The sequence below is a fragment of the Streptomyces sp. CRN 30 genome (assembly GCF_034105845.1).
The window spans coordinates 40,865-55,027 of the sequence record NZ_JAVRHI010000521.1; the positions used below are offsets into that span (position 1 = coordinate 40,865).

Annotated in this window: 11 protein-coding genes; all 11 read left to right on the forward strand. The window is 71.1% G+C overall.

Annotated elements, in window-relative coordinates:
- The first annotated feature begins 12 nt into the window (after window positions 1-12).
- The 11 genes from UW392_RS61315 (at window position 13) to UW392_RS61365 (ending at window position 14,122) form a co-directional block, all read left to right on the forward strand.
- Entirely contained in the window at window positions 13-4,008 is a 3,996-nt protein-coding gene (locus UW392_RS61315; protein WP_320784202.1) for a hypothetical protein, read from the forward strand.
- Entirely contained in the window at window positions 4,009-4,965 is a 957-nt protein-coding gene (locus tag UW392_RS61320; RefSeq protein WP_320784203.1) for a phage tail domain-containing protein, read from the forward strand.
- Entirely contained in the window at window positions 4,962-6,137 is a 1,176-nt protein-coding gene (locus UW392_RS61325; RefSeq protein ID WP_320784204.1) for a siphovirus ReqiPepy6 Gp37-like family protein, read from the forward strand. Before UW392_RS61320 ends, UW392_RS61325 begins: the two co-directional genes overlap by 4 nt.
- 106 nt (window positions 6,138-6,243) lie before the next feature.
- Window positions 6,244-7,185 (forward strand): hypothetical protein, encoded by a 942-nt coding sequence (locus UW392_RS61330; RefSeq protein WP_320784205.1) that lies wholly within the window; start codon window positions 6,244-6,246, stop codon window positions 7,183-7,185.
- A complete protein-coding gene (locus UW392_RS61335) occupies window positions 7,175-9,739 on the forward strand; it encodes an SGNH/GDSL hydrolase family protein (RefSeq protein ID WP_320784206.1) in 2,565 nt (854 codons plus the stop codon). The genes UW392_RS61330 and UW392_RS61335 overlap by 11 nt, the downstream gene beginning before the upstream one ends.
- Before the next feature lie 23 nt (window positions 9,740-9,762).
- A complete protein-coding gene (locus UW392_RS61340; protein ID WP_320784207.1) occupies window positions 9,763-10,014 on the forward strand; it encodes a hypothetical protein in 252 nt (83 codons plus the stop codon).
- 68 nt (window positions 10,015-10,082) lie between these two features.
- A complete protein-coding gene (locus UW392_RS61345; protein ID WP_320784208.1) occupies window positions 10,083-10,856 on the forward strand; it encodes an N-acetylmuramoyl-L-alanine amidase in 774 nt (257 codons plus the stop codon).
- A gap of 7 nt (window positions 10,857-10,863) precedes the next feature.
- Window positions 10,864-11,082 carry a holin gene (locus tag UW392_RS61350; RefSeq protein WP_320784209.1) on the forward strand — a complete coding sequence of 73 codons (219 nt, stop codon included), beginning with the start codon at window positions 10,864-10,866 and terminating at the stop codon, window positions 11,080-11,082.
- Window positions 11,083-11,094: 12 nt separating this feature from the next.
- Window positions 11,095-11,448: a hypothetical protein gene (locus tag UW392_RS61355; protein ID WP_320784210.1), complete on the forward strand. Its 354-nt coding sequence runs from the start codon at window positions 11,095-11,097 to the stop codon at window positions 11,446-11,448.
- Window positions 11,449-12,191: 743 nt separating this feature from the next.
- Window positions 12,192-12,833 (forward strand): HAD family hydrolase, encoded by a 642-nt coding sequence (locus UW392_RS61360; protein WP_320784211.1) that lies wholly within the window; start codon window positions 12,192-12,194, stop codon window positions 12,831-12,833.
- A gap of 107 nt (window positions 12,834-12,940) precedes the next feature.
- Window positions 12,941-14,122: a helix-turn-helix transcriptional regulator gene (locus tag UW392_RS61365; protein ID WP_320784212.1), complete on the forward strand. Its 1,182-nt coding sequence runs from the start codon at window positions 12,941-12,943 to the stop codon at window positions 14,120-14,122.
- The last annotated feature ends 41 nt before the right edge of the window (window positions 14,123-14,163 follow it).

The following is a 14,163-nucleotide window of genomic DNA, read 5'->3' on the forward strand; positions in this document are numbered from 1 at the left end:
AGGTGAGCCGACGTGGCTGAGCGTCTCACCTTCACCCTGACGGGCCGCGACGAGCTGTCCCGCGTCCTGAACAACACGGCGAACAACGCGGACCGGCTACGCCTGCGGCTGTCCGGGATCACCGCCGACAGCGACGGGCAGCTGCGCGACCTGCAGGGCCGGTTCCTGTCCGTCGCGGACGCCCAGGCCCGGCTGTCCGACCGGACCCTCGGCACCCAGGACGCGTTCCGCCGGCTACGGGACGCGGGCGACGAGGTCGGCAAGTCCCTGAGGGCGAACCTGATCAGCCTAGCCCCGGCGGCGATCCCCGCCGTGGCGGGTCTGGCGTCCTCGGCGACGGTGCTCGGCGGGCAGCTCGGCGCGGTCGCTGTCGCGGCCGGCGCCTACGCCCTCGCGCTCGGCCCGCAGATCGGCCGGATCGGTGAGGCGGCCGAGGCGCAGGAGAAGTACCAGGAGGCCGTCGCCGCCTCCGGGCGGGGCAGCCAGGAGGCCATCAAGGCCCAGCAGGAGTACCAGCGAAAACTCGCTGCAATGCCGCCCGCCACCCGGGAGGCCGCGGTCGCCGTCGGCCTGCTGAAGGACTCCTACGCCGACTGGTCAGATTCCCTGGCCGGTGACGTGATGGCGCCCTTCACCAAGGGCGTCGCCGTCGCCAACGAACTGCTGCCGCAGACCACCGGCCTGGTGAAGGGGGCCAGCAGCCAGTTCGACCGGCTGATCACCCTGGTGGCCGGAGGCATCGCGAGCCCCGGCTTCGACGCCCTGAACAACCGGTTCACCACGTTCGCCAACGACACGATGCGCGGCGCGGTCGACTCGCTGACCGTGTTCCTGGCCAAGCTGGACGCCGGGGCCTACGACGGCTCCGGCGTCTCGCAGTGGATGGACTACGCGGCAGCCCAGGGCCCGCTGGTGTGGGACACGCTGGAGAACATCGGCCAGGCCCTGCTGCACGTTCTGGAGGCCGGGTCCGGCGTGGGCGTCGGCATGCTCGAGGTCGTCAACGTCCTGTCCGCGATCGTGTCCTCAGTCCCGCCGGACGCGATCGCCACGCTCCTGCAGCTGGCCATCGCCATCAAGGCCACGAAGCTGGCGGCGGCCGGGGCCAGCGCGGCACAGGCCGGTATCGCCGCGTTCGGCCTGCAGATCGCCTCCATGCGCACCGCCGCGGCGGGCGCGCCTGGCGCGCTCGCCGGGACCACGGCCGCGATCGGCGGCCTGTCGCGCACCGCGAAAGTCGCCATGGCCGGCACCGGCATCGGCTTGCTGCTGATCACCCTGGACGCGCTGTCCAGCAAGAGCCAGAAGCCGCGGCCCGACGTCGACAAACTCACCACGTCACTGACCGAGCTGGGGCGCTCGGGCAAGGTGAGCGGCGAGGCGCTGCGGGTGTACGGCGCCGACCTCGGCGGCCTCTCCGACGCCCTGGACACCCTGGCCGACCCGAGCGGCCTGGACAAGACGCAGCAGTTCCTGACCGGCCTGATCGGCATGGACTCCACCCCGGTGAAGAACGCCAAGGAGGCGTTCGACGGGATCGACGAGGCCCTGGCCAGCATGGTGTCCGCGGGCAACGCCGACCAGGCGGCCGCCGCCCTGGACATGGTCATCACTCAGATGGAGCGGCAGGGCCACTCCGCGAAGGACGTCCGTGCCCAGCTCGGCGACTACAAGGACGCCCTCGCCGCCCAGGCCCTCGAGCAGCAGCTCGCCGCAGAGTCGATGGGGATCTTCGGCGACCAGGCCATCGTGGTGCAGCAGCAACTCGACGCGCAAAAGCAGAGCGCCGAGGGCTTGCGGCAGTCGATCATCGCGCTCAACGACGCGAACCGCAGCGCGTACGACTCGCAGATTCAGTTCGAGGCGAGCATCGACGCACTGAGCGAGAGCTTCGAGAAGAACGGGGCGACACTCAACCTGACCACGGAGGCCGGCCGGGCGAACGGCCAGGCCATGTCGGCGGCCGCCAAGGCTCACGACGAGATGATCGCGAGCGGGCTGGCGGCCGGCGAGTCCCTGGGGTCGATGACGAAGAAGTCCGACGCGCTACGGGCCGAGATGCTGCGGCTGGCCGAGGCCACGGGCATGAGCGACTCCGAGGCGCGCGAGTACGTCAACACGCTGCTCGGGGTGCCCGGTGACATCAAGACCGCGGTGAAGCTGGAACGCGAGCAGGCGATCACCGGCCTCCAAGAGGTACAGGCCGAGATCAACCAGACACCCGACGCGAAGTCGGTGAAGGTGTCGACGCTGAACGCGTCGGCGATCGCCGCGCTGGAAGCCGTCGGCCTGAAAACCAAGCAACTCCCCGACGGTCGCACCGAGGTGTTCACCAAGAACGGGCAGTCCCTCGGCGCCGTCGCCGATGTGCGGGCTGCGATCAACTCGCTGCGCGGGAAGACGGTCACCGTCTCGGGTAAGGACCGAGCCAGCTCCACTGCCCGGGCTGTCCAGGCCGCGATCGACAAGGTCCGCTCGAAGCAAGTCACAATCACCGCCAGGTACCGGACGATCGGCATCGAGGGCACCGCTGCCAGGAACGCCGCCAAGCTGGCTGGGTTCGCGCAGGGCGGGCCGGTCGGGCACTACGCCGACGGCGGCGACATTGTGCAGCTCATCCCCTTCGGGGGCGCCGTGTTCGGCCCCGGCACCGGCACCTCCGACAGCATCCCGGCGTGGCTGTCCCACGGCGAGTACGTCATCAAGGCCGCCGCGGTCGACCGGTACGGGATCGCCCTGTTCGACGCGCTCAACGCCGAGCGTTTCGCCGGCGGCGGGTTCGCCGGCGGCGGCGAGACCTACTCGGCGTCCCGCGCGCAGATCTCCCTGTCGACCGTCTCCACCTGGTACGACCAGGACGTCCAGCGGCTGAAGGACGCCTGGACCGAGCTCAACCAGGCACTGCGCGACCAGGCGAAGCACTCGACGAAAGCGACCCGCGCGGCGGTGGCCGATGCCCGGGCCGCCGTCAACGCGGCCGACAAGGCACTGGGCCTGAAGTCCGGCAGCAAGGTCTCCGGGTTCAGCCTGACCGGTTACGCGAAGAACTTGGAGGACGCGGTCAAGGCGTCGAACTCCTGGGAGAAGAACCTCCAGAAGATCGGCAACCGGGCCGGGGCGGACATCGAGGAGACGCTGCGGGGCATGGGCGAGTCGGGGCGGTCCCTGGTCGCCGCGCTGGCCAAGGCCAGCAACAAGGAGTTCAACTCGATCGTCGACAACCTACGGAAGCTGGGGCCCACGGCGGCCGCGACACTCGCCGACTACACCAAGCAGCTCAGCACCTCCACCTCCAGCAGCAAGAAGTTCCAGGCCGACCTCCTCAAGCTCGCCGCCAGCGGGTACGGGGACCTGGCAATGCAGCTGGCGGGGCAGGGCGACGCGGACGCCATGGCGATCGCGGCCGCCGCGGTCAAGTCGCCCTCGGCGGCGAAGAAGGCCAACACGGCCGTCAAGAACAACGACAAGCTGCTGTCGACGGAGGAACTGACCGCGGCCGCGCAGATGATGGGCGCGCTGTCGGCGAAGAAGAACGCGACCGTCGCGGACGTGGTGGCGGCCGGGGTGAGCTGGCCGATGCTCGCCTACCTCGCCCCGCTGTACGCCAAGCAGATCAAGGCGATCCCCGGCACCGGCAAGTTCGTCACGGACATGAAGGAACGCGGGATCAAGCTGGCCGGCGGCGGTCTGCTGGTGGGGGCTGGCACCGGCACCTCGGACAGCATCCCGCTGTGGGGGTCGAACGGCGAGTACATGATCCGGGCGGCGTCCGTCGACTACTACGGCAAGCAGCTCTTCGACGCGCTGAACGCCAAGACGCTGGCGCCCGGCCGGACCGCGGCCGCGCCGGGCCTGCCCGCCGCCCAGGCCGCCACCGCGGCGGCCGTCCGCCAGCAGCCGGCCGTGACGTACAACGTCTATCCCCGCAAATCAGTGATCAGTATCGAGGACCTGCGGCTGCTGCAGCGGCAGGAGGAGGCGCGCCAGCGCGTGGGGAGGCCCGGGTAGATGCCCCTGATCACAGCACCGGCCGTGACACCGGAGGTCCCGGAGACGCCGCCGCCGGTGGACATCCCGGAGGTCGGCTACGCGTCGGTGACCTACGTCGACCCCACCGGGAGACGGTGGCCGATGACCGACCTGAACGCCGACTGGTACACGCTCGCCGACGGGGTGTCCGGGCTGGGGGCCGCGACCTACACGCGGACCTCCGACCCGCACCCCCGTGGCGGCGCCCGACTGCGGCACGTCCAGCCGCAGGACCGCACCATCGTGTGGCCCCTGCTGGTGAAGGGCGCCGATCACGTGGCGTTCACGGCGAACTGGCGGGCACTCGCGCGGGCGTTCACGCGGACGCTGCGGGAGGGGCCAGGCTGGCTGGAGGTGGCCCGCCCGGACGGCACCGCCCGCCGCCTGGCCGTCTACTACGACGGCGGCTACGACGGCCGGGGGCAGGCCGCCACCGGCATCACCTGGGACTCCGCGGCCCTGACCCTGTGGTGCGAGGACCCCTACTGGCTGGACGTGGTGGCGCAGACCGTGCACCGCGAGCAGGGCACCGGGCAGGACTACCTGGAGCCCTACCCGACGGTCAGCTCCTCGCAGGTCCTGGGCGCCACCCGGGTGATGAACCCAGGCGACGTGAGCATGTGGCCCACCTGGGTGATCACCGGACCGGCCTCGGCGATCACTTTCACCCAGGAGGACAGCGGCGAGGCCTTCACCCTCACCATGGCGGACACCTCCCACGGGCCGCTGCTGGCCGGTGAGACCGTCACGGTGAGCACGGACCCGCCGCGCGTGCGCTCGGGCACCGGGGAGAACCTGGTCGACGGGCTGGACTGGCCCACGGCCGTGCTGTGGGCACTGCCCCCGGGCGAGACGCCGGTGACGTTCCAGCTCGACGGCGCCGGCACCGGCTCCGCCGTCGACCTCACGTTCTACCCGAGGTACGAGACCGCATGATCCAGCTGCTGGTCACCGACCGGAACCTGTCCGTGGTCGGGGACCCGATCGCGTCATGGACCTCGCTCACCGTCGACCGCAACCGCAACGCGCCCGCAGCCGGCACGGTCACGCTGCCCGCGCTGCCGGAGGTGATGAAGCAACTGCAGCCCGGCAACCGGCTGATCGTCCTGCGGGACCGGGCCGTGTGGTGCGCAGGCCCGCTGGAAGAGCCGCAGGACTACGCGTGGGACCTGACGCAGAACGCCGGACCCGGCACGGTCACCGTCCGCTTCAGCGACGACCTGGCGAGGATCGCGGGCTACCTCACCTACCCCGAGCCGACCAAGGCGTTCACCGCCCAGGACACGGTCATGGACCGCCAGCGCACCTTCACCGGGCAGAATGCCGAGACCGTCATCCGGCAGCTGGTGAACGAGAACTGCGGGCCCGCCGCGCTGACGGCCCGCCGGATCGAGCACCTGGTCCTCGACGACGTCGCCGGCGTCGGCAGCACCATCACGCTCAGCACCCGCTTCGAGCCGCTGCTGGAGGCCTGCCGCACGGCGGCCACCACCGACGCGCTCGGCATCCGCACCCGCCAGGTCGGCGACCAGATCCGGTTCGGGGTGTACGCGCCGCGGGACCTGACGGGCAGCGCCCGGTTCTCCGCCGGCCTGGGCAACCTGCGCTCCGTCCGGTTCACGCTGGGCGCCCCGACCGCCACGTCCGAACTGGTGCAGGGCGGCGGCGACCCGGACACCACCGCCACCCCGCCCAACGTCCGCGTGTACGTCGAGGTCGCCTCCGGCGCCCAGGCCGACTGGTACCGCGTGGAGAAGCTCGTCGACAAGACCGGCACCCTGGACGACGTCGGCGGGGAGCTGACGCAGGCCGGGCAGCTCGCCCTCGGCGACGACAACCCGCAGGCGTCACTGGCCACAGTGACCGTGGACACCGAGGACCTCCAGGCCGGCCGGGACTACGACCTCGGTGACCGCGTGACCGTGGTACTGCCCACCGGCCTGGAAGTCGTTGACGTTGTGCAGACCATCCGCCTGGAGGCCACACCCGACGAGGGCGAGCTGGTGACCACGGTCGTCGGCGACTCCGACAAGACCACCACCACGGCAACGGTCCGCGCCGTGCGCGACCTGGCCCGCCGCCTGGGGCGGATCGAGGCCCGGGGATAGCCGCGGCCGCCCCCGGTATGGGGCGCCTACACCCCTTCCGCTCCGCAGCCCGTACGGCCATCCGCAGTCTCAGCCCCGGCTGAGCCGAACCGAAACGAGGTGACCGATGGCCCAGAACTCCTGGCCCTCGCCCGCCTACAACGACCGCATCGTCACCGACGTGGAGTACGAAAAGATCGCCGCCCGGTTCTCCGACGACGGCGTCTACGGCGACCCCACCGACACCGCGGTGGTCACGGCCGGCCCCGGCCTGACCGTCAACATCCGCGCCGGCGTGTACGCGTCCGTACGCGGCCACGCCTGGACCTCCGGCACGACCCCCATCACGCTGCCCGTCGCCCCGAACACCGGCGGCACCCGCCGCGACCGGGTCGTGCTCCGCCTGGACCGCGCCACCTGGACCGTGCGCGCCGTCGTCGTCCAGGGCAGCACCCTGCCCCCGGCGCTCACCCAGCAGACCGGGGACACCGGCATCTACGAGGTGTCCCTCGCCACGCTGGTCGTGCTGACCAACGCGGCCACGGTCAGCGTCACCCGCGCCGAGCTGTACGTCGGCGGCCGGTACCGCCCCTGCACGTCCACCACCCGCGACCCCAACCCCCGGATCGGCGACGGGTGCGTCGAGACAGACACCGGCAGCGTGCGCGTCTGGAACGGCGCCAGCTGGGCCGTCGTCTACTCGTCCAGCGGGGACATCGTCGTCGACCAGACCCTGTCCGCGTGGACCTGGTCGACGTCGTCGGTGCTCGAGATCCGATCCGGCATCGCCTGCCTGCGGCTGGGATCGTTCCAGCGGTCCGGCGGAACGCTGGCCGCAGACATCCAAAGCCGGCTGCCGGTGCAGATCCCGTCCGCCTACCAGCACCGGACCCGCGACCAGTTCGTCATGTGCTACGTCACCGGCTTCTACGTCGGCCGGCTCATCGTGAGCTCAGCGGCCTCGGACACTCCTGGCCAGGTACTCCTCGTCAACAAACCACGGATATCCACTGGGGAGTTCGTGCTGCCCCAGTCCGGTACGAGCTGGGCGGTGCGGGATGCGGCATGACTTCGGCGCCGGCATGGCGGACTACGTGGTCCGGCCCTCCGACGGCATCTGGACGGTGGCCGGCGGCGCCGCCCTCACCTTCTGGTCCGCCGCCACCGAGGGCACCCAGTACACCGACCTCCTCGACGCCGCGGGCCTGCCCGTCACCGAGATCGTCGCTGACGAGCGCGGCTTCGTCCCGGCCTTCCAGGGGCCCGACGAGGTCGTCGGGATGTGGGTGGAATCCGGCGGCCCGTCCCGGGCCTATACCGAGGCCCGCGGCCTGGTGACTGGCGAGGGCAGCGGCGGCTACACCTCCGTCACCCGGATCGTCGCCTCCTCAACCGCACCGGCCGACGTCCGCGCGGCCGCGCAGTACGTGTGCGACGGCATCGCCGACCAGGTCCAGATCCAGCAGGCCTTCGACGACGCCCGCGACCACGGCGGCGGCGAGATCCAGCTGACCGTCGGCGACTACAACCTCACCGAGCAGCTGCGTGTCGAGGGCACCGACGACGTCGACGTGGAGATCGGCATCATCGTCCGCGGCCAGGGCGCCCGGGCCACCATGCTCAACACCACCAGCGGCATGGCGTCCGCACTGCACCTGACCAAGGTCGTCCGGGTACAGCTGTGCGACCTGGGGATCACGGTCGGCGGCACCACGGACGGCATCACCTCGTCCACCACCAACGGCGCGGCGAGCGGGCACCGGTCCTTCTGGAACAGCAGCTTCAAGAACCTGCAGATCAACGGCCCCTGGGACGGCAGCCACAGCGGCTGGGCGATCAACATGGGCTCGCCGTTCCGGTCGGTGTTCGAGAACATCGAGATCGGAGGCGTCGGCAACGGCCTCCGCTTCCACAGCGAGCACGCCGACTTCAACCCGGGCGACACGACCGTCGAACGCTGCTTCGTCGAGCTGGTCGGCGACAACGGCACCGCCTACAAGATCGAGTCCACCACCGCCGACGGCGTGATGAACCAGATCGAGTTCGAGATGTGCGAGGCCATCGCCTCGGGCACCGGCTGCACCGGCATCCACCTCGCCGGCACCGGCGGCTGGGGCACCAGCCACACCCACTGGCGCGGCGTGAACCTCGAGCAGTTCGACCGCCTGGTCCACGTCGAGTACGGCAGCAGCAACACCTTCCGCCTCAACCACGTCGGCCTGCGCACCGGCGCGAGCGGCCTGACCGCCCTGGTCTTCGGCGCGAACGCCTTCAACAACGCCGTGCTCAGCACCGGCCTGCTGTACGTCACCGACGACTGCAAGCTCTACTCGGACGCCAACACGATCGAGCCGGCGTCCCCGAACCGCATCTCAAACCTGCGGGCCTACAGCGAGGGCGCCACTGTCACCGGCAGCATCAACCCAGCGGGCACCACGATCAGGCGCACGATCCTGGGCAACACCACAGTGCGCTCCCCGCAGGAGCCGTTCGTCTACGTCCCACCCGGGTGGGGCAAGCGCTGGTTCGCCGCCCGCGATGGTGCGGGCAGCGCCCTGGCGCGGATTGTCACCGTCGGCGGGTCGGCGACGGCCGGCTTCTACGCCTCCAACCCGCGCACGAAGTCCTGGCCGGGCCTGCTCGCCTCGAAACTGCAAGGCATGTACGGGGACGGCGGCTCCGGGTTCCAGTCGACCGCGATGTCCCCGGCGATCCTGTCCGGCTCCGACGCCACAGCGCTGGCCGCGTGGCAGGTAGCGGGCGCCGTGGTGGGGCAGACCGGCACCTGGGTGCAGGGCGGGTCCTTCTTCGGGCCGTCGGGGCACTACCTGTACACCGACGTCACCGGCAACACCCTGACCTTCAAGGCCAGGGGCACGACGGTGCGGATCTACACGGTGGTCGGCGGGACGACCCGGCCGAGCATGCTGTACTCGATCGACGGCGGGGCCGACGTCACGGTGGCCCAGCCGACCGGCACCAACGCCATCCAGGTCACCACGGTCACCGGCCTGTCCAACGCGGAACACACAGTCGTCGTCAAGGCCGGTACCGCTTCCACCGGCCAGTACCTCTCCGTGTGCGGGGTCAGCGGCGAGAAAACGTCCGGCGTCCTCGTGCACAACCTCGCGGTCGCCGGGGCGACGTCGGCCCGGTACGGCACCAGCTACCTGTCCACCGGACTCAACGCCACCTACAACGGCGGCGTCGACTTCCCCGCCGACCTGTGCATCTGGTCCGCCGCGCCCAACGACGCCACCGCCAACAACACCGCCGACGTGTGGTCGGCGAACGTCGCCCGCTGGATCCGCGCGATCCGCGACAACAGCCCCGCGACCGGGGATGTGGATCTGCTGTTCGCGATCCCACACTTCGGACGGCACGAAGGCACCAACTTCAAGTACCAGGACTACATGCGGGCAGCCCGCGGCCTGTGCGACGTGTACGGGGCCGCGTTCATCAACTGGTGGGGGCTGGGCCTGAACTCCTGGGAGAACTGGAACGCCAAGGGCTACTGGGGCACCAGCGCCGGCACCGGGGCGACCGGCACCGACACGGTGCACCTGTCCGACGCCGGCTTCCAGTACATGGCCGACACCGTCCTGCCCATCCTCCTGGGCTGATCACCTCACAGAGCGGAGCACACATGACCTGGCACTGGTCCGACCCCATTCCCCTGGACCCCGACACCGCCTACACCTACGAGCTGGAGGCCCACAAGTCCACCGGAGGCGACGCCCTAATCACCCTCACCGGCAACGTCATACCACCCGCCGGAACGGACCCGGCCGCCGCGATCGAGGAACTGCTCGCACCCGCCGTCGCCAACGGGTGGGTCGTATCCGTGAAGCGCATCCAACGCCAGCGCCACGAGGCCAGCCTCCTCTACGGCGGCTGACGCAGTCCCCCGACCCCTCTGTCCCCGAGCCGCGCTGGCCGGGGCCTTTTTCCTTTCCTGGAGTCCTCATGGCTACACCCCCGTCCGCCGCCACCTTCCTCAAGGCGTTGAAGGCCGAGGGCCTCACCGTCGTCGAGACCGACGGCTGGCGTACCCACAACCGCAACAGCAAGGGCGCCTGGGGCCCCGTCAACGGCGTGATGATCCACCACACCGTCACCAAGGGCAGCGCCAACACGGTCAAGATCTGCCGGACCGGCTACGAGGGGCTGCCCGGGCCGCTGTGCCACGGCGTCATCACCAAGGACGGCAGAGTCCACCTCGTCGGCTACGGCCGCACCAACCACGCCGGCAGCGGCGACAACGACGTCCTGGCCGCAGTCGTCGCCGAGCGCGCGCTCCCCGCCCCGAACGAGACGAACACCGACGGCAACGCCCGGTTCTACGGCTTCGAGTGCGAGAACCTCGGCGACGGCGAGGACCCCTGGCCCGATGTCCAGGTTGAGGCGATGGTGCGGGCGGCGGCCGCGCTGTGCCGGCACCACGGGTGGAACGAGCGCAGCGTGATCGGCCACAAGGAATGGCAGCTGGGAAAGGTCGACCCGCGCGGCGTCAGCACGGGCGGTCTCCGGCGCCGGGTCGCCGAGCGCCTGGCCCACAGCGCCGGCTGGTCCCGCAGCAGCACCACCACGTACAAGGTCGCCAAGGGCGACACCCTCTGGTCGATCGCCGCCAGCAAGCTCGGCGACGGCGCGCGCTGGCGCGAGATCGCCAGCCTCAACGGCATCACGGACGCCGACGCGATCAGCGTCGGCCAGGTCCTCAAGCTCCCCAAGAAGTGAGGTACTCATGGCTGAACCCGTAGAGAAGAAGGTCACCGCGGCGACCGCGGGCACGTTCCTCGGCAGCACCGCGCTGCTCGCCGCCCTGGAAGCCACCCGGGACAACGCCGAGCTGGTCGGCTGGATGCCCTCCGGCCTGGCCCCGTTCGTCCTCGCCTTGGTCCCCACCGCCATCACCTTCGTGTCCGGCTGGGTCACCAAGCACACCCCGCGCACCAACGCATAACCCGGAGGAACCGTGGCCGACGACACCGTCACCACCGGCGAACTGGGACGGCAGATCGGCTCGATGCAGGCGCTGCTCGATACTCGGTTCAGTGAGCTGAACGCCAGGCTGGACAAGGTCGTCAGCTTGGACGTGTACACGATCCAGACGACGCACGTCGAACAGCGCCTGGCCCAGTTGCAGGCGGACCTGCAGCAGGTGCGTTCGGAGCGGGACTCGCTCGAGGACGCCTTCGAGCAGTACCAGTTGTCCGAGCGTGACCGACGAGAGCAGGAACGGCAGAAGCGCCTGTACCAGGCCGTGATCCCTGTGCTGATGGCGCTGCTGTCCGCGGCGATCGCGGTGTGGGCGGTGGTGGCAGGGTGAACACCGGCGTGGGCAAGCGGACCAGGCGGTGGTGGCCGCGTGCAGAGTGGCTGATCGCGATCACCGGTCTGGTGGGTGCCGCGCTGCTGGCGTGGCTGGCTGTGGCGGTGATCGGGTTGTCCCGTGACCTGCGGGCCGCGAACGGGGCGCGGGATGCGCTGGCGCTGCAGGTGGAGCGGCTGGGGGGTACGCCGGTGGCGGGTCCGCCGGGTAGCCGTGGTGCGCCGGGGGCGTCGGTGACCGGTCCGCCGGGGGCCCGGGGCGGGGCGGGTCCGTCGGGTCCGCCGGGTCCGTCGGGGTCGCCCGGTGAGGCGGGCCGGGACGGGGACGACGGTACGGACGGGGCCGATGGTGAGGCGGGCCGGTCCGGTACGGACGGTGTGAGCGGTGAGGTGGGGGAGCCGGGCTCGGCTGGTGCGACGGGTCCGGCTGGTGAGGCGGGCCCGCCCGGGCCGCAGGGCGAGGCGGGTCCGGCTGGTCCGCAGGGTCCGGCCGGGGAGCGGGGGCCGGCCGGACCGTCGTGTCCGGCAGGCTACTCGCTGCAGGCGCCGGCCTGGGACGAGGCCGCTCTCGTCTGCCGCCGTGACGACGCCCCGGATGATGATGGCCAGGGAACGGACTCTCCGTCCGGTCCGCTGGCGATGGCCTTGGACCCGCAGCGCAGGCAGTACCCATGACGAACGGCCCCCTTCCACCGCTGGGTGGGAGGGGGCCGTTCGCTGTGTCTGGGTAGGGTCACCGGCATGATTCGCGCTGTGATCTTCGACGTCGGCGAGACCCTCACCAGGGACGACCGCTACTGGGCAGCGTGGGCCGACTGGCTCGACACTCCCCGGCATACCGTCTCCGCGCTCGTGGGCGCCGTCGTCGCCCGCGGCCAGGACAACGCCGCAGCACTGGACCTGATCCGGCCCGGCATCGACGTCGCCGCCGAGTACGCCGCGCGGGAGACCGCGGGCCGCGGCGAGCAGTTGGAGGAGGTCGACCTGTACGACGATGTCCGCCCGGCCCTCACCGCGCTACGGCAGCTCGGCGTCCGCGTCGTCATCGCCGGGAACCAGACCGCCCGCGCGGGTGAACTCCTGCGAGCCCTCGATCTGCCGGCCGACGTGGTTGCAACGTCCGGCGAGTGGGGCGTGGCCAAGCCGTCGGAGGAGTTCTTCCAGCGCGCGGTCGACGCCGGGCGCGCGGCCCCGGGCGAGACGCTGTACGTCGGCGACCATCCCGCCAACGACACGCTGCCCGCGGCGGCGGCCGGGCTGTGCACCGCACACCTGCGGCGCGGACCGTGGGGACTTCTGTGGGCGGAGGATCCCAATGTTGTGGCGACCGCTACCTGGCGCATCGACAGCCTCGCCGAACTGGCGGCCCTTGTCCGCCCGTAGTTGGCAGCGATACGGCCCTGCCAGCTCAGGTCTGGCAGGGCCGTTCGCGTACCCGACGCGTCGCCGCGCGGCTACGGTTCGGAGTGGACGCACCGAACGGAGCCAGTATGCCCAACCTCAGCCGACGCGAGGTAGGCCAGCGCATCGCTACGATCCGCCGGACCCGCCGGATGACGCAGGCCGCACTTGCTCGTGCCGCCTTCCTCTCCCTCAGCACCATCAGGCACATCGAACAGGGCTCCAGATCACCCAGCGACGACGCCCTCGACGCCATCGCGGCTGCCCTGACCGTCGACCCCAGCCACATCATCACCGGCTACACGCGGACCGAGTCCCGCGTCCACGCCGCGCTTCCGGCCCTGTCCGCGGCGATAGCCGCCTATGACATCCCTGCCGACAGCCAGCCTCGCCCGCTGGCCGACCTCGACTCGGCGGTCGCTGTCCTCGCACAGTGGCGACTCGGCGCGCAGTACGCCCGTATCGCCGAGCGAGCCCCGCAGCTGCTGACGGACGCGCTGGCCGCCCTGCACCAGGCGACCGGAGCGGACCGGCTGCACGCCGCGCGGATCCTCGCCGCGATCACCAGGTCCGCGGACGCAGTCGCCTACAAGTTCGGCGCCCGCGACCTGTCCGCCCGGCTCATCGACCTGATGCGGTGGGCCGCTGACCAGACCGAGGACCGCATCGCGCAGGCGACCGCTGCCTACGTACGCACCGAAACGTTCTTCGCCGCCCGCGCCCACGTCCAAGGCCTGGCCGCGCTGGAGACAGCGATCGATGCCAGCCCCAGCCCGATCGGCCGGGATACGACGGCCGCCCGCGGGGCCCTGCACATGCGAGCCGCGGTCATCGCCGGCCGGACGGGCGACGCCGCTGCTGCTGCCGGGCATCTCGCAGATGCTCGCCGCCTCGGCGACACGCTGCGGGAGGCCGCCTACGACGGCACCCAGTTCGGCCCGGACAGCGTCCGCGCGCACGAGGTGTCCGTAGCCGTCAGCCTCGGACACGACCACTTGCAGCAGGCGTTCGACGTGGCGGAGGCGTGGGAGCCGCCCGAGGGCATGCCGGCCGAGCGGCAGTCGGGATTTTGGATCGAGCTGGCCCGCGCCCAGGTATGGGCGGGCCGTCCAGATGATGCGTTCGAGTCGCTGAAGGTGGCCCGCTCCATCGCCCCTCAGCACACGCGGGAGCACCCGTGGGCGCGGGAGACTGCGGCGACAATCCGCCGGTTGAAGCGTGCGGACGCCGAGTCGTTGACGTCCTTCGCAGAGTGGATCGGCGCGGTCTGAGAGGTACCACAAGGAGTGGTACTTGTGACCCTTTCAGCGGC